The 22504-nt window shown below is 28.4% G+C and carries 22 protein-coding genes; 17 read left to right on the top strand and 5 right to left on the bottom strand.

Annotated elements, in window-relative coordinates:
* The gene (locus MKD41_RS16240) at positions 1-381 is read right to left on the bottom strand and encodes a RidA family protein (RefSeq protein ID WP_240243383.1); all 381 of its coding nucleotides are present in this window, start codon (positions 379-381) and stop codon (positions 1-3) included.
* Positions 382-436: 55 nt separating this feature from the next.
* Positions 437-3094 carry a putative LPS assembly protein LptD gene (locus MKD41_RS16245; RefSeq protein WP_240243384.1) on the bottom strand — a complete coding sequence of 886 codons (2658 nt, stop codon included), beginning with the start codon at positions 3092-3094 and terminating at the stop codon, positions 437-439.
* Positions 3095-3288: 194 nt separating this feature from the next.
* Between MKD41_RS16245 and MKD41_RS16250 the strand changes: the two genes are divergently transcribed.
* The 12 genes from MKD41_RS16250 (at position 3289) to MKD41_RS16305 (ending at position 15328) form a co-directional block, all read left to right on the top strand.
* Positions 3289-4410, top strand: a complete 1122-nt coding sequence (locus tag MKD41_RS16250) for an N-acetylmuramoyl-L-alanine amidase family protein (RefSeq protein ID WP_240243385.1) — start codon at positions 3289-3291, stop codon at positions 4408-4410.
* Between the two features lie 59 nt (positions 4411-4469).
* Positions 4470-5423 carry an MlaD family protein gene (locus MKD41_RS16255; protein WP_240243386.1) on the top strand — a complete coding sequence of 318 codons (954 nt, stop codon included), beginning with the start codon at positions 4470-4472 and terminating at the stop codon, positions 5421-5423.
* Between the two features lie 306 nt (positions 5424-5729).
* Positions 5730-7034 (top strand): (Fe-S)-binding protein, encoded by a 1305-nt coding sequence (locus MKD41_RS16260; protein WP_240243387.1) that lies wholly within the window; start codon positions 5730-5732, stop codon positions 7032-7034.
* 30 nt (positions 7035-7064) lie between these two features.
* Positions 7065-7511: an LNS2 domain-containing protein gene (locus MKD41_RS16265; RefSeq protein ID WP_240243388.1), complete on the top strand. Its 447-nt coding sequence runs from the start codon at positions 7065-7067 to the stop codon at positions 7509-7511.
* Between the two features lie 18 nt (positions 7512-7529).
* A complete protein-coding gene (locus MKD41_RS16270) occupies positions 7530-8309 on the top strand; it encodes a (Fe-S)-binding protein (RefSeq protein WP_240243389.1) in 780 nt (259 codons plus the stop codon).
* A gap of 19 nt (positions 8310-8328) precedes the next feature.
* A complete protein-coding gene (locus MKD41_RS16275) occupies positions 8329-8835 on the top strand; it encodes a PH domain-containing protein (protein ID WP_240243390.1) in 507 nt (168 codons plus the stop codon).
* Positions 8828-10312, top strand: coding sequence for a PH domain-containing protein (locus tag MKD41_RS16280; RefSeq protein WP_240243391.1), 1485 nt, complete (start codon positions 8828-8830; stop codon positions 10310-10312). The genes MKD41_RS16275 and MKD41_RS16280 overlap by 8 nt, the downstream gene beginning before the upstream one ends.
* A complete protein-coding gene (locus MKD41_RS16285) occupies positions 10303-11202 on the top strand; it encodes a 1,4-dihydroxy-2-naphthoate polyprenyltransferase (RefSeq protein ID WP_240243392.1) in 900 nt (299 codons plus the stop codon). Before MKD41_RS16280 ends, MKD41_RS16285 begins: the two co-directional genes overlap by 10 nt.
* Before the next feature lie 73 nt (positions 11203-11275).
* On the top strand, positions 11276-11659 hold the full coding sequence (locus tag MKD41_RS16290) for a hypothetical protein (protein WP_240243393.1): 384 nt from the start codon (positions 11276-11278) through the stop codon (positions 11657-11659).
* A gap of 265 nt (positions 11660-11924) precedes the next feature.
* Complete coding sequence (locus MKD41_RS16295) at positions 11925-14195, top strand: TonB-dependent receptor domain-containing protein (protein WP_240243394.1); 2271 nt, start codon at positions 11925-11927, stop codon at positions 14193-14195.
* A 213-nt stretch (positions 14196-14408) separates the two neighbouring features.
* Entirely contained in the window at positions 14409-15089 is a 681-nt protein-coding gene (locus tag MKD41_RS16300) for a metal-dependent hydrolase (RefSeq protein WP_240243395.1), read from the top strand.
* Positions 15090-15103: 14 nt separating this feature from the next.
* Positions 15104-15328, top strand: coding sequence for an LPXTG cell wall anchor domain-containing protein (locus MKD41_RS16305; RefSeq protein WP_240243396.1), 225 nt, complete (start codon positions 15104-15106; stop codon positions 15326-15328).
* Here the strand turns inward: MKD41_RS16305 and MKD41_RS16310 are convergent.
* The gene (locus tag MKD41_RS16310; RefSeq protein WP_240243397.1) at positions 15325-16209 is read right to left on the bottom strand and encodes a hypothetical protein; all 885 of its coding nucleotides are present in this window, start codon (positions 16207-16209) and stop codon (positions 15325-15327) included. The genes MKD41_RS16305 and MKD41_RS16310 overlap by 4 nt on opposite strands.
* 38 nt (positions 16210-16247) lie before the next feature.
* On the opposite strand from MKD41_RS16310, the gene MKD41_RS16315 reads away from it, so the two are divergent.
* The 4 genes from MKD41_RS16315 (at position 16248) to MKD41_RS16330 (ending at position 20082) form a co-directional block, all read left to right on the top strand.
* The gene (locus MKD41_RS16315; protein ID WP_240243398.1) at positions 16248-16619 is read left to right on the top strand and encodes a TM2 domain-containing protein; all 372 of its coding nucleotides are present in this window, start codon (positions 16248-16250) and stop codon (positions 16617-16619) included.
* A gap of 263 nt (positions 16620-16882) precedes the next feature.
* A complete protein-coding gene (locus MKD41_RS16320; protein WP_240243399.1) occupies positions 16883-17917 on the top strand; it encodes an o-succinylbenzoate synthase in 1035 nt (344 codons plus the stop codon).
* Between the two features lie 28 nt (positions 17918-17945).
* Positions 17946-18875 (top strand): CPBP family intramembrane glutamic endopeptidase, encoded by a 930-nt coding sequence (locus MKD41_RS16325; RefSeq protein WP_240243400.1) that lies wholly within the window; start codon positions 17946-17948, stop codon positions 18873-18875.
* Between the two features lie 37 nt (positions 18876-18912).
* Positions 18913-20082 carry an AMP-binding protein gene (locus MKD41_RS16330; RefSeq protein ID WP_240243401.1) on the top strand — a complete coding sequence of 390 codons (1170 nt, stop codon included), beginning with the start codon at positions 18913-18915 and terminating at the stop codon, positions 20080-20082.
* 106 nt (positions 20083-20188) lie between these two features.
* On the opposite strand, the gene MKD41_RS16335 is transcribed toward MKD41_RS16330, so the two are convergent.
* Positions 20189-21241: an isoaspartyl peptidase/L-asparaginase family protein gene (locus MKD41_RS16335; protein ID WP_240243402.1), complete on the bottom strand. Its 1053-nt coding sequence runs from the start codon at positions 21239-21241 to the stop codon at positions 20189-20191.
* Positions 21242-21328: 87 nt separating this feature from the next.
* Between MKD41_RS16335 and MKD41_RS16340 the strand changes: the two genes are divergently transcribed.
* Complete coding sequence (locus tag MKD41_RS16340; protein ID WP_240243403.1) at positions 21329-21946, top strand: IMPACT family protein; 618 nt, start codon at positions 21329-21331, stop codon at positions 21944-21946.
* Here the strand turns inward: MKD41_RS16340 and MKD41_RS16345 are convergent.
* Positions 21936-22340 (bottom strand): acyl-CoA thioesterase, encoded by a 405-nt coding sequence (locus MKD41_RS16345; protein ID WP_240243404.1) that lies wholly within the window; start codon positions 22338-22340, stop codon positions 21936-21938. The genes MKD41_RS16340 and MKD41_RS16345 overlap by 11 nt on opposite strands.
* Positions 22341-22504: the final 164 nt, after the last annotated feature.

A 22504-nucleotide genomic window follows, 5' to 3' on the forward strand; every position in this document is an offset into this window, starting at 1 on the left:
TTACTTTATAGCAATCACAGAAATTTCTACGTTTACATATTTAGGTAAATTAGCAACTTCCACAGTTTCGCGTGCTGGTGCTGTTTCTGCGTTAAAATAACTTCCGTAAACTTCATTTATTTCAGTGAAATTTTTCATATCAGAAATAAATATTGAAGTTTTTATTACATTTTCAAAGGTCATTTCAGCTGCTTTTAAAATTGCTTTCACATTTTCCATAACTTGCGTAGTTTCTTTTTGTATAGAGTCTAAAACTAATTCGCCAGTTTGTGGATTTAAAGCTATTTGACCTGAAGTGTATAAGGTGTTTCCTGTTAAAATTGCTTGGTTATATGGGCCTATTGGAGCAGGAGCATTAGGTGTGTTAATTATTTTTTTCATGTCTATTTAATTTTTAAAACGATTACAGATTTATTATTTGTAAGTTATTTTTCAACTAAAATAATGCTTTGTCTGGTGTTTTTCTTTTGTCGTATTTTAAATCGCTTAGCATAGAAGATTTTACACCAATAAAAAAGTAGTAGGTTTGTCGATCTCCAAACGGAACCCAGTTAAAATTAAGTTTCCAACTATCTAAATCTCTAGAAAAACGAAGTTGTGTATAGGTGAACCCTTGGTTTTTAATATCGTAACCAGATGAGAAGCCTACTCCCCATTTAGGTGTTAGTTCTATATCTCCAGAAAACATTAAAGAGTTAGATGAAATTTCTTTTTGCCTTGTTGCATTTGAATAGTTTAAGGCATACGCTATTTTTAAAGTCCAAGGTATTTTAGAACCATACAATTCTGTTTCTTTTGTAGATGAATTATTACTATCTGTATTTGGTTGGTTTGTAGTTGTTAAACTTTCTCCAAATACACCATCAGAATTATTAGCTGCTTCTTTTTCACTTTGTCCACCACCAGGTTTAGAACCTCCAGATTTTTCTTTTTTACTTTCTAAAGAATAATTTAAAGTAAGTCCAGCATTTGTTAATCTAAATAAACTACCTCCGTTATTGTAGTTAAACGTATTTATTCTCTTTCCATTTATGTCTAATGCATAAGGGTCTAATGTTGCATTAACATTTAAAGTTAATTTATCTTTAAAAAGTTTAGTTCCGGCATTAACACCAACAGGGCTCCATTTTAGAGAGTCTGCAGCCATATTATAACTTGTGGAGAAGTTTAAGTTATTTAATAAAGTAATTTTTTCAGCTTCACCTTCGGTAGAATCCTTTTTTCTTAACTTGGCTTCTAAATTATTATTAAGTGTAAAGTTTAAACTGTTAGAGATTCCAGAACTTGGGCCTCCATATATACCATTAGAGAATGGAGAATATTCTAAAAATTCTTCAGGATTTGCAGCACTTTGTTGTACTTTTTCGTAATAGGTATCACTAAAATCAGGCCTATAGCTATAAGAAATACTTGGTCTAACAACGTGCCGTATTGCTTCAAGTTTTCCTTTTTTAAATTTAAACATACCATAAAACGTTGTTCCTAAAGAAACCGAAGTAGAATATTCATTAAATCTACTAAAACTACTTATAGTATCTGTAACTACAGCGTCTTCTACATCATCAAATGTTTTTTTTAATCTATCAAAATACCATACGTCTTTATAAGTTATACTAGGTGAAATGGTAAAGTATTTTAATGCTTTCATATTGGTGTTCATAGTAAGGTTGTGTTGAAAGCCAGATTTAGCATCATCAAACATTTCTTTTTTAAAGAAAAACTCATCGGTAGTATTTATTCTATTATCACCTTTCATAGAATAGGTTAATCCTGTTTTTTGTATGGCATTATTTTTTGCTCCATTTTTACCTGTAAACGGATAAATTCTATCCATATTTAATTGTAAAGAAGGCAATGTCATTGTAATTTCTTCTGTATTTGTATTTTGAGAATGTGTCATAGATAAAGACACATTAAACGGTGTACCAACAAAGTTTTTATAGTATGATATAGAAGAACTTAAATTGTTATTTAAAAAGGCGTTAGTATTGTATTCATTATTAGATTGCTTAAAGTATTGACTACTACCCATATTTACAGAAGCAGAAAACCGTGAGTTTGGACTTGCTTTTGAGTCTTGTGAATGGCTCCATCTAATATTGTAATTTGTTGCTTTAGAATAATCATCAAGCCCTTTTAAACTATTTATTAGATTTTCATATTGAAAATTAAAGTTTCCAGAATATTTGTAACGTTTTGCATAACTAGATTCTGCCCGCATACCCCAACTTCCATTGGTGTAAATATCTCCTAAAAGAGCTAAGTCAAAATTGTCATTTAATACAAAATAATAACCACCATTTTGTAGAAAATATCCTTGATTGTTGTTTTCACCCCAAGTTGGCATTAAAAAACCAGAGGTTCTACCTTTAGTTAATGGAATATAAGCAAAAGGCACTACTACAGGTGTTGGTACATCGGCTAAAACTAATTGACTAGAACTTGCTACTAATTTTTTATCTTTTATAAATTTTGCTTTTTTAATTTTTATATAATAATCTGGGTTTTCTTTATCAGATGTTGTTAGTCTTATGTTTTCAATAAAAACTACAGAATCATTATGTTTTTTACTTACTTCACCTAAAATAATAATACCCTGTTGTTCTGTTTTTAAATTCCATATTTTAGCTTTTTCACTTTTAAAATTAAAAATAATTGTGTCTTGCGTAGATTCTTGTCCGCCTTGTTTAAAAACAGGAAGTTGAGAATATACCCCAACACTATCTTTAATACCTTTAGCAGTTACAGAACTTGTATTATTGTCAATTTCAATATACCCAGCGGTTAATTCTATATCGCCGTATTTAATATAGGCATTGTCGTATAAGGTAATTTTATTGTTTAAAATATCCTGTCTTATTAAACTATCGGCACTATGGTCTATAATACTTTCAAGTAATTCAGCAGGTTTTTTAATAGAATCTTTAGGTTTTAGAGCTAAAGAGTCTAATTGTTTACTTTTTAAAGTGTCATTAGCTTTTAAATTTAATAAAGTGTCTTTTTTTATTATTGGGATAGTATCCGAAGAATTTTGCTTAATTTCTTGAGAATAAGCAGTTGTATTGATAAAGCTAAAAGCAAATATCAATAACAATGAAAAATAAATTTTGTATATATTCGTTTTAATAACTTATTTTTTTTGTAATAATACTATTTAAATTGGGTTGATAGCTTAAGTTTTTTTAATTTAGCTTTTAGGCTTTCAACACATTTTTTTAATGTTTGTAAATGTATGGCTCAATAATTGTATCACCAAATAACAGTTGCCAAAAATAATTAAAATTATTGATGAACTCACTACTCTTTTCTAAAATTAAAATATCAACGAAAATCTTAGGGCTTTTCGTATTTTCTTGTAGCATTCTTTTTAATATTACTACAGTTTTTGCACAAAAAAAAGAATTTGTTGTAGTACTTGATGCGGGTCACGGAGGTAAAGATCCCGGTAAAATTGGTTATAAATCAATGAAAGAAAAAGATATTGCTTTAAAATTAGTGCTTCAAGTTGGTAAATTGTTGGAGAAAAAAGAAAATATTAAAGTAATTTATACAAGAAAAACAGATGTTTTTATAGGATTAAAAGATCGTGGTAAAATAGCAAATAAAGCCGATGCAGATTTATTTGTATCAATACATTGTAATGCACATTCATCAAATGCATATGGAGCAGAAACTTGGGTGTTAGGAACACATGCCAATAAACAAAACTTTGAAGTAGCCAAAGCTGAAAACTCTGTAATTGAATTTGAAGATAATTATAAAGTAATTTATAAAGGATTTAATCCAAATTCTCCAGAATCTATTATTGGACTTACATTAATGCAAGAAGAATATTTAGATCAAAGTATTCAGCTAGCAAGTATTATTCAAAATGAATTTACAGTAAAGCTAAAAAGAAAAAATAGAGGTGTAAAACAAGCTGGTTTTGTGGTTTTACACCAAACTTATATGCCGAGTATTTTAATTGAGACTGGTTTTTTAACAAATAAAAATGAAGCTTTGTTTTTAAATTCAAAATTAGGACAGCAAAAATTTTCTGAAGCTATTTATAATGGAATTATAAACTATATAAATCAATTAACTTTAAATACGGTACAAAGTAATAGCATAACAGAAATTGATGAGCCGAATTCAACCAATAGAAGTATATATGAAAACGTACAGTTTAAAGTACAAATAGCAGCAGGTAGAAAGTTAGAAACAAAATCTTACAATTTTAAAGGTCTAAAAAATGTGGAAAGAGCTAAAGTTGGAAGTAGTTATAAATACTATTATGGTAATACTTCTAATTATTCTGAAATAGAAAAATTAAAAAAAGTCGTCCAATCTAAAGGGTTTAAAACTGCATTTATAGTCGCTTTTAAAAATGGTGAAAAAATTTCTGTTGATGAAGTTTTAAAAAAATCGTAGTATTTTAGCCATTTACTCACAAAAATTATTAGTAATATTGCCTTAAAATTTATATTATTTTGAAAATTACCAGAGAATTAAAAACAGGAGTTATAGCAGTACTTGTAATCGCATTATTTATTTGGGGTTATAATTATTTAAAAGGACTTAATTTATTTGACGGTCAGATAAAAACATATTTTACAGAATATAGTAATGTACAAGGCTTAAACACAGCAAGCGTTGTTACTATTAATGGGGTAGATGTTGGTAAAGTAGTGGATATTAAATTTAATAATAGTCCCGAAAAAAGAGGGAATTTAATTGTTGAATTTAGTGTTGAAAATGATTTCGAATTTTCAAAAAATAGTATAGCAAAAATTTATAGCACTAGTTTAATGGGAGGTAAATCATTAGCAATAGTACCTTCTTATGAAGGTGAAACTGCACTTCCAGGAGATTTTTTAAAAGGAGAAATAGAATCAGATTTATTTTCATCAGTTAGTGAAAAATTAAATCCATTACAAGCAAAAGTTGAAAGTGTTATTAAAAGCGCAGATTCTTTAATGACAGGCTTAACAGATGTTTTAGATGTTAAAAGTAGAGAAAGTTTAAAATCTAGTATTTTAGAGCTAAATGCTACAGTTACTAATTTTAAACATGCTTCAGCAAATATAAACAAGTTAATTGTTAATAATGATGAAAAATTAACCAAAACACTTGACAATGCTACGTTAATGACCAATAATTTAGCAAAGCTTTCAGATACTTTAGTAAATGCTAATTTGGGACTTACAATAAAAAATATTGAAAATACAGTAGACAATTTAAATAAAGTATTGGCAGGTATAGAAAACGGAGATGGTACTTTAGGTAAACTATTAACCGATGAAGAAATGTATATTAATTTAACCAATGCATCAAAAGAATTGGAAGAATTATTAAGAGAAATGAAATTGCATCCTAAACGATTTGTACACTTTTCACTATTTGGTAAAAAGGACAAAGGTTATACTCCTGAAGAAGAAAAATAATAACAACCTGTTTTATTTAAAACCCCATAAAATTACTTTAAATAAAAAAGAAAAAGTGTATTTAATTTTACAGAATTATTTTTTTTGTAAAAAAATATACTAATAAATATGAGAAAACTTTAAATAATTCTAAATTGTACGCTTTTAAGCTTGTAAAAAGTTTTAGGTATAATAGTAAAGAATTATTAAAATTGATTTATTGAATTTTTTGTGTTAGTAATAAACCAACTTATTATTTAAATTAGCACTTTAACTTAAAGATAATTCTAATAAAATTATTTAGAAGTATCAGTAAATAAAGAAAGTATGAATTATATTGACAACATAGTATTTGCAATTCTTCTTTTTATAGGAGTTGGTTTTTTTGTTAAAAATATAAAAAAACTTATAAGAAATATACAACTTGGTAAACAAGTAAATAGGTCCGATAATTCAGCTTCTCGTTGGAAAAATATGGCAATGATTGCTTTAGGGCAATCTAAAATGGTAAAACGTCCAATTGCCGGTATTCTTCATGTTATTGTATATATTGGCTTTTTAATAATTAATATTGAAGTAATAGAAATAATTATAGACGGACTTTTTGGCACGCACAGAGTATTGTCTGTTTTAGGCGGTTTTTATAGCTTTTTAATTGCTTCATTCGAAATTTTAGCACTATTGGTCTTAGTTTCTGTTACTGTTTTTTGGATAAGAAGAATGGTTTTAAGAATTCCTCGTTTTTGGAATAAAGAAATGAAAGGTTTTCCTAAAAATGATGCCCTATATATTTTATATTTTGAAATGGTATTAATGTCATTGTTTTTAATAATGAATGCTACTGATGTTCCATTTCAACAAGCAGATGATGGTAATCCAATAAGTCAATTCTTGGTTCCAATATTCGAGAATTTTAATGCAGGAACTTTATTTTACATAGAACGTACCGCTTGGTGGTTGCATATTGCGGGTATTTTGGTGTTCTTAAACTATTTATATTACTCGAAACACCTTCATATATTATTAGCATTTCCAAATACCTATTTTGCAAATTTAAATCCAAAAGGGCAATTTAATAATTTAGAATCTGTTACCAATGAGGTGAAAATGATGCTAGATCCAAATGTAGACCCATTTGCAGCAGCACCTGAAGGAAGTGAAGACGAAATTCCAGAAAAATTTGGAGCGAGTGATGTTACAGATTTAAATAGGGTGCAATTACTAAACGCCTACACTTGTACAGAATGTGGTAGATGTACTTCATCTTGTCCAGCAAATATTACAGGCAAAGAACTTTCACCAAGAGCTATTATGATGAAAACTCGTGATAGACTAGAAGAAGTTGGTGAAAACATAACTAAAAATGGTGCATTTGTAGATGATGGTAAACAATTATTAAACGATTATATAACACCAGAAGAAATTTGGGCGTGTACAAGTTGTAATGCTTGTGTAGAAGAATGTCCTATAAATATTGATCCATTGTCTATAATTATAGATTTGCGTAGATATTTGGTAATGGAACAATCAGCAGCCCCACAAGAATTAAATATGATGATGACGAATATTGAAAACAATGGTGCACCTTGGCAATACAACCAAATGGATAGATTAAATTGGAAAGATGAATAACATAACTATAAAAATTAAAATACACACAAAATGAAAAAAGAGGAAGTTGAAAAACTACTAAATGATAAAGTGGAAGATGGATTACATATTAGTCCTATTTTGCCTGAAGGAGTTAAAAATTATTTAATTGATATTGATGGAACAGTAACAGAAGATGTTCCAAATGAAGAGCCAGAAAGAATGGCTACTTGTAAACCTTTTCCAGATGCATTAGCAACATTAAATAGATGGCATGGAGAAGGACACATTATTTGTTTTTTTACTTCAAGAACAGAAGAACACAGAGAAGTTACAGAAAATTGGTTAAATAAGCACGGGTTTAAATACCACAGTTTATTAATGGGGAAACCAAGAGGAGGGAATTACCATTGGATTGATAATCACTTAGTAAAAGCAACACGTTATAGAGGTCAATTTACAGATTTAGTAGAAAAAGAAGTTACTATTGAAGTTTTTGATGACGGTCAACACGAATAAAAATTAAAATATATTGATATGAACGTACCAACAATGGCAGAAATGATGGCACAAGGCAAACAACCAGAAGTATTGTTCTGGGTTGGATGTGCAGGAAGTTTTGATGATAGAGCAAAAAGAATTACAAAAGCATTTGTTAAAATTTTAAACAAATCCAACGTTGAATTTGCTGTTTTAGGTACCGAAGAAAGCTGTACTGGAGATCCTGCTAAAAGAGCGGGAAACGAGTTTTTATTTCAAATGCAGGCTATGACTAATATTGAAGTTTTAAATGCCTACGAAATTAAAAAAATAGTAACTGCTTGTCCGCATTGTTTTAATACGCTAAAAAATGAATACCCTCAACTTGGCGGAAATTACGAAGTTGTACACCATACAGAATTATTAAAATCGTTGCTCGATGATGGAAGACTTACTATTGAGGGTGGACAATTTAAAGGAAAAAAAATAACATTTCACGACCCATGTTATTTGGGTCGTGCAAATGATGTTTATGAAGCACCAAGAGAATTAATTCAAAAGCTAGATGTTGAATTGGTTGAAATGAAACGCTGTAAAAGCAACGGTTTGTGTTGCGGTGCTGGAGGCGCTCAAATGTTTAAAGAACCAGAAAAAGGAGCAAAAGACATTAATGTAGAGCGAACCGAGGAAGCAATTGAAGCAAAACCAGATATTATAGCAACTGGTTGCCCGTTTTGTAATACTATGATGACAGATGGTGTTAAAGCAACAAATAAAGAAACTGAAATTGAAGTGTTAGACATTGCAGAGTTAATTGCAAATGCAAAAGATTTATAATACACTAATAGTTTTGTAAATGTTTAAGAACATAGAAGTTACTTCTCAGTTACCAGATATTTCTAAATTAGATTTTAAAGCAATTGATAAAAGATATTTAAGGGTTTTACTCTTAAATTTTAGTATTGTTGCAATTGCGCTTTTTGTTGGACTGTATTTTTTAATTACTAACAATTTAGCAGTTCATATACCTGAATATACACCTTATTTTTATGTTGCATTAGCACTAATATTAAGTTTGTTTCTACTTTTTATAGTGCTTGGTTTTTATAAGCGAAAATATGCAGTTAGGGAACAGGATATTTCTTATAAAAAAGGAGTAATTGTACAGACAATAACTACTGTTCCTTTTGCTAGAATTCAACATGTAGAATTAGAAGAAAAACCTTTTTCTAGGTTATTTAAGTTAGCTTCAATTAAAATATTTACTGCAGGAGAAAGTGGAGGCGATTTAAAAATAAATGGGCTTTCAAAAAAAGAAGCAAAAAAGATAAAGGAATTTATTACCCATTTTATAAATGAATAATACATTCGATTTTTCTGAATTTTCGAGACAATCGCCAAAAGGAATTGTAGTAAATTATTTTATAATTTTATACAAGTCATTAAAATCTTCTTGGGTTTTAATTCCAATATTACTTACAAAAGACACTTCAGAATTAAACCTTACAAAAATTGGATTAGCAGTTTTAGCTATTCTTATTTACATTTTAATACGCGCCGTTTTAGTGTATTTAAATTTTAAATTCAAGATAAAAGACAATGCTTTTATTTTAAAACAAGGAATTTTAAATAAATCAAATATTTCTGTTCCTTTTGAAAAAATTCAACATATAAATTTCAAACAAAATTTTATTCAACAAATAATTAATGTTACTCAGGTAGAAATTGAAACTGCTGGTGCAAAAACTGTTGAAATATCTATAAAAGCACTTTCTAGAGAAAAAGCAGAAGCTTTAAAACAAGCCTTATTTTCTAAAATGCAAGAAGTTACAGCAATTGAAAATAATGAGCCTTCTAAAGAAATTCTTCATAAAGTTTCGGTTAAAGATTTATTGAAAATTAGTATTTCAGAAAATCATTTTAAAAGTTTAGCATTGTTATTTGCTTTTATTTTTTCAGGATATGTGCAAGTTAAAGATTTTTTAGAAACTTTAGAATTAGATCAAAAATTTGATGCTGTTTTAGAAGAAAATGCTAATTCTTTACTCGGAGATTTATTTTTGATGTTATTTTTACTTGTGTTTAGTTTTATAATTTCTGTTGTAATTTCTTTTGTTACAACTTTTATTCGTCATTTTAACCTACAAGTATCTATTGAAAATAATAGATTAGAAATTAATCAAGGTTTATTTACCAAACAAAATAATATTTTAAAAAAGCAAAAAGTTCAAAGTATTGAGGTTTCTACAAACCCGATACAACAAAAATTAGGAATTTATAATGTGATTTTCAAACAAGCTGTAAGTGGTAAAATAAATTATAAAAAAATAATTAAAGTAGTTGGGTTTAATCAAGCGCATATTGAAATATTAAAAAATATACTTTTTTTAAATACAGATTTTAATAATCAAGAAAAACAGAAACCAGATGTTTATTATAAAACACAATTGTTTTTTAGGTATTTTTTATTATTACTATTATTAAATGGCATTTTTGGATTAATTTCAAACAGTTTATTTCTTGTGAATCTACTGTTAATTCCCTTTTTTGTGGTGTTAGTTTTATTAAAATATAAAAAATGTTATTACAGTTTTAATAATGATATGTTGCTTGTTGGCTCTGGACAAATAGCAACAAAAACAACCTATTTTGAGCATTTTAAATTACAAAATATTAAAATGAAACAAACAGTTTTTCAAAAAAGAAAAGGCGTGGTAAATTTGGTTTTACAAACGGCTTCAGGTAAAATTGTATTGCCTTGTATAAAAACTAGTAAAGCTATAGAAATGTATAATTTTATGTTGTATAAATCAGAAACATCAGTAGAAAAATGGATGTAAAAAGTTATATTGAAGCAGCGCGTTTAAGAACTTTACCTCTATCAATTTCAGGAATAATTGTTGGAAGTTTTATAGCTGCATCTAAAGGGGTTTTTAATTGGGAAATTTGTGTATTAGCTTTGTTAACAACTACAGGGTTTCAAATTATTTCAAATTTTGCAAACGATTATGGAGATGGTGTTAAAGGAACCGATAATAAAGATAGAGTAGGACCAGAACGGGCCATACAAAGTGGTGCAATTAGTCCAAATCAAATGCTTAATGCTATTAAAATATCTGTAATAATTACTTTTATAATTGCTGTTTACTTAATTTATAAGGCATTTGGAAAAGAAGATTTTTTAAATCTATTCATCTTTTTTATATTAGGTGTACTTAGTATTGTTGCCGCAATTAAATATACAGTAGGTAAAAAAGCCTATGGTTATAGTGGGTTTGGCGACTTGTTTGTATTTTTATTTTTTGGTTTGGTTAGTGTAATTGGTAGTTATTATTTGTATTCAAAAGAATTAAATATTACAATTTTATTACCTGCTATTTCTATTGGGTCATTAAGTATTGGTGTACTAAACTTAAATAATATGCGTGATAGAGCTTCAGATATTAAGTCTGGAAAAAGAACCTTAGTAGTTAAAATGGGAAGCGATTATGCAAAATACTATCATTATTATTTATTAGTTATTCCTTATTTGTTTACAATATTATATTCAATAATACATTATAAATCACCTTATCAATTTTTATTTTTGCTTACACTTTTTCCAATTATAAAGCATTTTAAAGTGGTTTATAGAAATAGAAATCCAAAATTATTAGATCCAGAATTAAAAAAATTAGCAATTACTACATTTGTATTTTCTATATTATTTGGAATTGGTTTAATAGTTTAATCAGTTATGAGTAATAATTATTACATAAGCTCCAAGATAGATAAGATATATTTGTCTTTCACTGTTTGATTATATGAAAAATCAGTTTTTAGGCATTTTTTTTTATTTACTTTATTTATTGGCAATGGTACGCCCAGTAATGCCAATAATTGAATATTATGCTAATTACGATTATATTGCAACAGTACTTTGTGAGAATAAGGATAAACCATATCTAGAATGTAATGGTAAATGCTATTTAAAAAAGCAAATGGATGAGGTAAACCATACTGATCACGATCATAAATCTACAGTGCCGAAAATTAATTTTGATGATTACCCAATAACTCCTTTAGGGCAATTTACGTATCATTTTAGAACGCATAAAGAAGCTATTTTTGAAAAAAAGTATAGTAAACATTTTTCCTTACAAGATTTTTTTAAATCAGATTTTAAACCTCCACAGGCTACCTCTTAATTTTTCGTTTTTTTTAATTAATGAATAGCATCTGTATTTAAGTTTAATTGTTTTTACAGTTAAAACTGTATACTTATGTTGTTTGTATTTACTAATGTATGTTGCATTTTCTTAATGGAATGTATTGTTAGTTAGTTTTTAATACGAAATGTTTAATTGCTGTAAGTATTGTTATTAAAATACACACAGCTAGCATTTAAATGTTTTGTATTGAGTTTGATATAATAAAATTTAAAAAATAAATAACAACTTATTTAAAGTTATAATGAAAAATAAAAAAATAGTTACACTAATATTTCTATTAATTTCGTTGATTTCTTACGGTCAGTCTTCAAAAATGTTAGGAAAAATTATTGATGATGTAACAGAAGCGCCTATTGAAAATGCTACGATAAAAATATTGAGTAGTAATATAGTTACCCTAACAAATAAAGCTGGAGAATTTACAATTGACGCTGTAAAAGGTACTCAAATTGAAGTTGGTCATGTAAGTTATAAATCTATAATTACAAATTTAAGCAATCAGTTATTAATTAGATTACAACCAACTCAAATAGAGTTGAATGAAATACTTGTAGCGGCAAATCCTTTGCAAAATATTTCTCAATCAGTTGTAATTAATGATACTGAAAAAAGAATAAGTCAGCCTAGAAGTGTAGGGCATTTATTTAAAGAAATTAAAGGTTTTGGAATCACTAAAAAAGGTGGTTATGCATCAGAACCAGTTTTTAGATCTTTTAAATATGAGCAATTAAATATTCAATATGATGGAGGAATGAAAGTGTTAAATGCCTGTCCAAATAGAATGGATCCAATTACAACACATGTAATTCCTGAAGAAATTGAAAAAATTGAAATTGTAAAAGGACCTTTTACCGTGCGTTTTGGACAAAATTTTGGAGGTGTAATTAATTTAGTTTCAAAAAATCCAACAAAAGGGCAATACGGATTTCATGGAAGTGTTGAAGGTGGTTACGAATCTAACGGAAATAACTTAGTTACAGGTGCTTCTGCATTGTATGTAACTGATAAGTTTGATGTGTTTTTAAATGGTTCGTATCGCGATTTTGGTGACTATAAAGATGGAAATGGAACAAAAGTTCCTGCTTCATTTAAAACAACTGATTATTCTTTAAAAATAGGTGTAAATCCAACAGAAAAACAACGTTTACAATTTAGTTGGAGACAATCTTTTGGTAGCGATATAGATCACGCTGGTTTGCCAATGGATTCGCCTTTTGATGATAGTTTTTTAGCAGGAATTGATTATAAAATAAACCAGATTTCAGAAAAAATAACAAGCTTTTCAGTAAAAGTATTCCATTCTTATGTAGACCATTTAATGACCAATGAAGGGCGTCCTAGTTTTGCAGCTACAGAGGCCAGTTCTCCAGTAGAAGCTTGGACAACTGGTGGTAAAATAGAATTGGTTTTGTCGCCTTCTAAAAATATGAGAATTTATACGGGTGTTGATGCTAATTTAATAGATAGGGAAGGAGCAAGAACTAGAATTGTGAAGGTAATGAATGGTACACCACTGGTAACTCCAAAAACGTTTGTAGATAAAATTTGGCAAGATGCAAGTTTAAATGATGTTGGTGTTTTTGCTGAAGGAAATTATAAGATTTCTGAAAATACAAGTATAACAACAGGTATTAGAGCCGATTTTATTTCAACTTCTTTAGCTGACCCAGCTGCAGATTTTGAAGCTTTATATGGAGGGAGTATTGAAGATGAAACAGAAGTTAATATAAGTGCAAATACTTCAGTTAAGTATCAAAAAAACGGATTTCAATCACAGTTGGCTATTGGTAGAGGTGTTAGAACAGCTTCTATGATAGAACGTTATATAAATCATTTTAATGTAGGTGTAGATCCTTACGAATATGTTGGGAACCCAAATTTAAAACCAGAAATAAACAATCAAATTGAGCTATCTTTTATTAAGAAATTTGAAATAATTGAAATTGGAGCTTCTGTATTCCATTCTTTCTTAGAAGATTATATTTCGGCCATTGTAAATACTGAAATTCCAAGAAAATTTATGGCAACAACACCTCCAGTTTATGCAAAGCAGTTTATTAATTTAGACAAAGCAACACAAACGGGTGTAGAGTTTAGTTTTAATGTAAAAGCTTCAGACAATTTAACTTTAACTTCTGATGTTTCATACACACAAGCTCAAAATAAAGATTTTAACGAACCATTGGCGCATATTCCTCCATTTATGACAAATTTAGGAGCAAAATATGAAGCTGAAAATTATTGGCTTGCATTAAGTTCTAGATTGGTAGGTGGTCAAGATAGGGTTTCAGAAACTTTTATGGAAGAGGAAACTCCTGGTTTTGGAACCTTAGATTTTAGAGCTGGTTATAGCCCTTTTGAAGGTGTTTCCATAGGGGTTGCAGTGTTGAATATTTTTGATAAAAATTATTATGAACACTTAAACTTTTCATACCAAAACTCTAATATTCTTTCAGGGAAAATTTATGAACCAGGTAGAAATTTTACAACCTATATAAAATATAAATTTTAATTATTTAGTGTATATTTTTGTTTAAAAGCAGTTGTTTAAAAAGTAACTAAAAGTCTTTATTTTAATTTTTACAGAAGTTTATCTTCTTAAAATTAATTAGTTGTAGCTTTCTATTAAAAATTAAGGCTATAAAAGGTTTTGCTTTTTAGAGAGCTGCTTCTTTTTGTGGAAAATATTCATTAAATTGCAGTAACCATCTAAAACATAAATATTATGAAGATTACTTATTTAGGACACGCAACTTTGAGTATTGAAACTAAAGATAAAACCTTGTTAGTAGATCCGTTTATTACAGGGAATGAATTAGCAAAAGACATAGATATTAATAAATTACAAGCAGATTATATTTTAGTTACCCATGCGCATCAAGATCATATTTTAGACGTAGAAGCCATTGCCAAAAGAACAGGGGCAAAAGTAATTTCTAATTTTGAGATTGTATCGTATTTTGAAGCCAAAGGAATTGAAGGTCACCCAATGAATCATGGTGGTAAATGGACATTCGATTTTGGAACTGTACATTTTACAAATGCGATACATTCTAGCTCTTTTCCTGATGGAACTTATGGAGGGCAGCCAGGTGGATTTGTAATTGAAACACAAAACCATAGGTTATACATTTCTGGAGATACTGCTTTAACGTATGATATGAAACTAATTCCGGATTTTATTGGTGAATTAGACTTAGCAATTTTACCAGTTGGAGATAATTTTACTATGGGAATAAAAGAGGCTATAAAAGCGAGTTCTTTTTTAAATTGTAGCAAAGTTTTAGGTGTACATTTTGATACTTTTGGATATATTAAAATAGACCACAAAGAAGCTTTTGAAAAGTTTGCTAAGGCTAAAAAAGAATTGTATTTATTACCAATTGGTGGAAATTTAAAAATTTAAGCATATTTTATATTATGAATACTCGTAAAATTATTGGTGTACTATTAATTGTTTTAAGTTTGGGATTGGGTTACTTTGGTTTAAATAAAGTAAGCGATAACTCTACTTCAATTGAAGTATTAGATTTAAAAGTAGACCTATCTAACAATTCAGAAAAAGAATTAGGCTACGTTTATGTTGGCTTAGCAGTTTTAGTGTTAGGAGGAGGTTTATTCCTTTTAAAAAAGAATAGTAATTAATTTTTTATAACGGTAATAGAGGTTTTTTCACCTGTTTTTAAACGTGTTAAAGTGTTAATTGTATTCTCTTGGTCAATAATTTCTATTTTAGCAGTGTTTGGAGAAATAGCCCCTGTGTTTAAAGCTAGTACGTCTATAGTTGTTGATTTTGAATTTAATGGAATTACTAATTTTTTTATGTCTTTATCTACAATATAATTTCTAAGAAAAATAGTTCCATTAACGTAAATATTAATTTTATCACCATCAACTTTTCCAGCATCATAAATATTTAGTTGAAGTTGAGAAGTATTTGTAAACATTGTTAAATTTTGGTCAGGTTTTAGAATATTCATTTTTAAAGAGTCTAAAGTTAGGGCAACACTTACTGTTGATTTAACAGAATCTTCAACGTGTTTTGATTTTTTAATTAGTTTATCAATTTTCTTAGCTTTTCGTTCAATCTTTTCAATGTTTCTAAGTTTAATTTCGCCATTAATACAGTTAGTTCCGTCGTTATAAAGACCTATAAATTTTCCTTCTATGTTTTTTTTAGAATCTATAGTTTTTACATTACCATTAAAATTAATATAACAAAAATCGTAATCAGAAACTTCAGATTTAGTATAGATAATTCCAACTTCTTTAAAAGAAAGTATGTTGGTTTTAGAATTGTATGCTCCTGTAATAGCAGATTTGGTTTCATGTTCTCCACCAATATCTGTAATTGAAAAACCTGAAATTAAATTATCGTTTTCTATCAAATTTAGTTGGTAAGATATAAAAGATGAGTCGTTTAATTTTATAACACCTAAATATTCTTGTTCTTGTTGTGCAAAAATGATTTTGTTAACAAGTAAAAAGGTTAAAATAACAATAAAGTGTCTGTTTTTTTTAAACATTTTTCATTAATTTTGACGCAAATTTAAACTTAAAAGTTATGAAATTAAAAATTATTTTATCTTTAGCTGCTTTGTTATTAGTAACAAGCTTCAGTTATGCGTCTTTTCCTGTAAAAAGAGTTGCTACAGCAAATTCTGCTACAGAAATCAATAAAGATTTAGATGCAGAAGCATTAATTTCTCCAGCAGCTGCAGGATCACAAAAAAGTCAAGGTATTGCTTTATTATTAGGTGTCTTTTTAGGTGGTTTAGCAGGACACAAATGGTATTTAGGAAACCCTTGGTATATCAATGTGCTTTTTATAGTAACATTAGGTGGTTTTGGAGTTTGGTGGGTAATTGATATGATTAGAATTATTACTGGTGATTATCAACCACATAACGGAAGTTATAAAGCAGATTTCTTTTAAAAAATAACATTTTTTATAATTAAAAGAGAGGCAATTGCTTCTCTTTTTTTTGTAATTAATTTTATATATAATTTTTGGCACTAACTTGTTTTAAATATAAAAACATAATATATGGCCATTCAACTGGTTTTTAAAAATGAAATGAAGAAAAATTGTATCGAGAACTTTTATTTACAGTTAAAATCACTATTCTCGACACTAATTTTAAACTAAAAAATATAATAAATTTTTAAATATTTGTACCTTACAATTTTACTGAATTAATGAAAGCAACTTACCAAAAATACATTCTGAATTTTAAACAAGCTAGTGGAACTTCTAGGGGGATTTTAAGAACAAAAGAAACTTTTTTTTTAAAAATAATTTCTGGTGATAAAATTGGAATTGGTGAATGTGGTTTATTTAGAGGTTTAAGTATTGACGATAGACCAGATTATGAAGAAAAACTAAATTGGCTTTGTAAAAATATTACTAACAATAGCGATGAATTATTAGCGGAGTTAATTGAATTTCCATCTATTCAATTTGGTTTAGAACAAGCTTTATTATCATTAAAAAGTAAAAATTCGTTTGAATTGTTTCCTTCAAAGTTTACAGAAACTAAAGAAGCCATAAATATTAATGGTTTAATTTGGATGGGAAGCGAAGCTTTTATGAAACAACAAATTGAGGGAAAATTAAAAGCCGGATTTTCAACCATAAAAATGAAAATTGGTGCTATTGATTTTGAAACAGAACTAGAATTACTGAAAAGTATTCGTAAAAATTTTTCATCAAAAGAAATTGAATTAAGAGTAGATGCTAATGGTGCTTTTAGTCGAAAAGAGGCTTTAGAAAAATTAAAACGTCTGTCTCAATTCGAAATTCATTCAATTGAACAACCTATAAAACAAGGTCAAATTAATGAAATGGCAGATTTATGTTTAAAAACACCATTGCCAATTGCTTTAGATGAAGAATTAATTGGTGTTTTTAATGTAACTAAAAAGCAAGAATTGCTACAAATAATAAATCCGCAGTACATAATTTTAAAACCAAGTTTAGTTGGTGGTTTTAAAGGGAGTGAAGAATGGATTCGTTTAGCAGAAAAACAACAGATTGGATGGTGGATAACTTCTGCTTTAGAAAGTAATATTGGTTTAAATGCAATAGCACAATGGACTGCTGTTTTGGGTAGTAAAATTCCTCAAGGTTTAGGTACAGGAAGTTTATTTACTAATAATTTTGACAGTCCGTTAGAAGTTAAAAACGGACATTTATATTACAATTCAACCAAAGATTGGAACGTAAAGTTATAATCTAAAATTAATTTTTAAAATATAGAAAATGAAATTTTTACAACAAGCATATAAAGGAAATAACAAATGGTGGGCTTATTTAATTACAACAGGTATTGTTGGCTTTCCATTTTTAATGAATGTTGTTATTTACCTATTATTTCCAGAATTATTAGATGCATTGTATCAAGAAATGGAACAAAAAGAGCCTAGTAATTTAGATTTTTTAGTTAATTTATTGCCATTTCTATTTTTGTTATTACTCCTTTTTTTATTGGTAAGTAAGTTACATAAGCGAAAAATTATAACCATAATAACATCTAGAAAAACGGTAGATTGGAAACGTTTTTTTTATGCTTTTTTTGTTTGGTTTGCAATTGGCGTTTTATTAATTGTAGTTGATTATTCTATGTCGCCTACCGATTATGTTTGGAATTTTAAACCAGCTAAGTTTGCTGTATTATTGCTAATTTCACTAATATTTTTACCGATACAAACAAGTATGGAAGAGTTGTTATTTAGAGGGTATTTAATGCAAGCTTTTGGTGTTTGGTTTAAAAAATCGTTTGTGGCTTTAATTTTAACATCCGTAATTTTTGGTTTATTACACGGCTTAAACCCTGAAGTTGAAAAACTGGGTTGGATTATTATGATATACTATATTGGAACTGGATTAGTACTCGGAATTTTTACATTAATGGATGAAGGAACTGAATTAGCTCTAGGTTTTCACGCCGCTAATAATATTGTAGCAGCAGTGTTGGTAAGTTCTAATTGGGCAGTTTTTCAAACAGATGCTTTGTTAATTGATGTTTCGGAGCCTTCTTTAGATTTTTTAATGTTTTTACCAGTATTTGTGTTGTATCCATTAGTGCTTTTTATTTTTTCAAAAAAATATGGTTGGACAAATTGGAACGAAAAATTGTTTGGTACAATTAGCCAACCTGTTGAGTTAAATGAAGAAGAAACTATTATATAATTTTAATTAAGCATTGGTTAAGTAATATTCGTTAAAAATGAGTGAACAGCATTCTCATAAAAGCTTTAAACTTCAAGATACATCTTTTAATTCTATTGAAGCTTTATTAGATTTTTCAAAATCAATTTCTATTGAAGTGTATTCGTTTTTTAAAGAATGGTTTAATAAAAGTAGTTATGTTGAAGTAAAAACTTCTGGTTCAACAGGAACGCCAAAAGTTATTCAACTTCAAAAAAACTACATGATAAATAGTGCAAAAGCAACAGGTAATTTTTTTGATTTAGAAGAAAATACAGAAGCACTTTTATGCATGTCTCCTAATTATATTGCAGGAAAGATGATGTTGGTAAGAGCACTAATTTTAGGTTGGCATATAGATGTTGTAATTCCAAGTTCTAATCCATTAAAATCTATTGAAAAAGTCTATGATTTTTCGGCAATGGTACCACTGCAGTTAAATAATTCTTTAGATGAAATTTATAAAATTAAAAAGCTAATTGTTGGTGGAGGAGTGGTGTCAAACGAATTATTAGTTAAAATTCAACTTATAAAAACCGAAGTTTTTGCAACCTATGGTATGACGGAAACTATAACACATATTGCCGTTAAAAAATTGAATAATTTAAATAAAATTTCGAATCCAGTAGAAAAATCTCATCATAATACATTACCAAAAAATACGATTGTTGATGAAACCGAGAAAGGAGAAAAGCTTGGTCCTACTGAACTTGTTTCAACATCTTTCTATAATACACTTCCAAATATTAAAATATCCACAGATAAGAGAGGTTGTTTGGTTATTAATGCTCCGAAAGTATCTGATGAAATAATAGTTACAAATGATTTAGTGGAGCTAATTTCTGAAAATTCCTTTAAGTGGTTAGGGCGTTTTGATACTGTTATAAATTCTGGAGGAATAAAATTAATTCCAGAACAATTAGAAGAAAAATTGACTGAAATTATTTCAGAACCATTTTTTTTAGCAGGGTTGGAAGATGCTGTTTTGGGTGAAAAATTGGTTGTGGTAGTAGCGTCTAAAAGTTTGAAAGTTGAAAAGTTAAAAAGTTCACTTTTTAAAAAAATAAAAGCATTAAAAACACTTTCAAAATATGAAATTCCTAAAGAAATTTATTTAGTTGAAAATTTTGTAAAAACTCCCACAGGAAAAATAAATAGACCAGCAACTTTAAAATTACTTGAAAAGTAAGTTTAAGAAAACCATTGGTCAACTTGAATTAATTTCAGGTTTTTATTCTGAAACAAATTGAGAATTACGAATTTTATAATCCTTAAAACAATGTTAGGTAGTTGTATTAATTTGTTTTTTCAAACATTGCAATTTTACTTTCACCATTTGATTTTTTATAGCCTCTAAACATTCCAGACGAATTGAAATCCCAATAAACATCTCCATGTTTATCTATTAAAATCATACCACCTTCTCCACCAAGTGAACCAATTTGATTAAATAAAACTTCGTTTAAGGCTTTAGATGGAGTGTAGTTTTTATATTTTATTAAGTTAGAAACTTCGTGAGCAGCAACGGTTCTAATAAAATATTCACCAGTACCTGTTGCTGAAATACCACACGTTAGATTGTTGGCGTATGTGCCAGCTCCAATAATTGGGACATCACCAATACGTCCGTATTTTTTATTAGTCATTCCGCCTGTTGAGGTTCCTGCTGCAATGTTTCCATTTTTATCAATTGCAACTGCGCCAACAGTTCCATATTTATGGTCATCTATTAATTCGTTTTTAATTAAAAAAGCGGTATGGTCGAGTGTTGTTATTTCTTTTCCTTGTAATTTTTTTAGTTGTTGCATTCTTTTTTCAGTAAAAAAGTAAGCACTATCAACCATTTCAATACCGTATTTTTTAGCCATAATTTCTGCGCCTTTTCCAGAAAGCAATACATGTTTAGAGCTGTCCATAACCATGCGAGCAGCCAATATAGGATTTTTAATATGGTTTACGCCAGCAACCGCACCTGCATTTAAAGTATTTCCATCCATAATTGCAGCATCCATTTCTTGATTGCCGTCACTATTATAAACTGCACCTTTACCAGCATTAAACAATGGAGAATCTTCCATAATATTAATTGCTGCTAGTATAGCGTCTAAAGAAATCCCTCCGTTTTCTAAAACTTTATATCCTGCATTTAAAGCCTCTTCTAATTTTTGAGTGTAAGCTTCTTGCTGAGTCTCGGTGAAGTATGCGGGTTTTATTCCGCCAGCACCTCCGTGAATTACAATTGCAAAACTGTTAGGAGTTCTTTTTGTTTTAATTTTTTCATTAGAAGTTTTATCGTTACAAGAAATAATTAAAAATAATACAAGTAATAATAAAGGTAGCTTTTTCATAAGTCTATAATTTTATATTCAAAGATATTCATTTTAAAATTTAAATTTAAAAAAATGCTTTTGATATATTTGTAGTTCAAAACACTTATGGATTTAGAAAAAGATACATACAAAACTATTGAAGTTGCTGTTGGCGATGCGCTTTATAAAGAGAAGGGAAGTAAATTTATAGGGTATGTTTTTCCAATTACTTCAGAAGAAGATGCAAAAAAACATATTGAGGAGTTAAAGAAAAAACACCATGCAGCACGGCATTGGTGTTATTCTTGGCAAATAGGTGTTGGAGATATTAGTTATAGAGCTAATGATGATGGAGAGCCAAATAATTCTGCAGGTCAACCTATTTACGGACAAATTTTATCAAAAGATCTAACCAATGTTTTAGTGGCTGTAGTACGTTATTTTGGAGGTACTAAATTAGGTGTAGGAGGTTTAATTAGCGCCTATAAAACTACCGCTAAATTAATTTTAGAAGAAGCGGTAATTGTAACAAAAACCATCGATGTTTTTTATCAACTTATTTTTGAATATAAAGATATGAATAAGGTAATGCGTATTGTTAAAGAGCAAAACCTTTTAATAGTAAATCAAAAAATGGAACTGAATTGTGATTTTCTAATTTCTGTTAGAAAAAAGAATGCATCAAAGGTTCAACAATTATTTTTAGATTTACGATGTTTAAAAATTAAAGAAGTTACAGCATAGTATTTATTTTATCTAATAAATATTTTGGAATTCGAGTTGGTCGGTTAGTTTTCATGTTTACAAAAACTAAAACAGCAGTTGCAGTTGTTAATAATTCATTTTGCTGATTTGTTATTTCGAATTTAAATTCTATTCTAGCGGTTGGTATTTTTGCTAAAGTTGTTTTTAGAGTTAAAACATCATCGTATTTTGCAGGCTTTAAATAATTTGTATTTAGATTAATTACAGGTAACATAATACCATCTTCTTCCATTTTTTTGTATGAAATACCTAGTTTTCTAAGCCACTCTGTACGTCCCATCTCAAAATAAGCAGCATAATTACCATGATATGCATAGCTCATTTGATCTGTTTCACCATATCTTACTCTAAATTCTATTTTATCTGAAATCATTATTGTATATTTATGAGATGTTATTTACGTAAAAAAAAGTTAATAATCAATAGATGTTTTATTTTTTTATGCTAAAAAATATTCACATTTTTGTACAACCAAAAAATAAGTAGAGTTCGCTCTAAAATTGCAACTAATTAACAAATAATAGCACTAAAAATACG

The sequence above is a fragment of the Lutibacter sp. A64 genome (assembly GCF_022429565.1).
Taxonomy (GTDB): Bacteria; Bacteroidota; Bacteroidia; order Flavobacteriales; family Flavobacteriaceae; genus Lutibacter.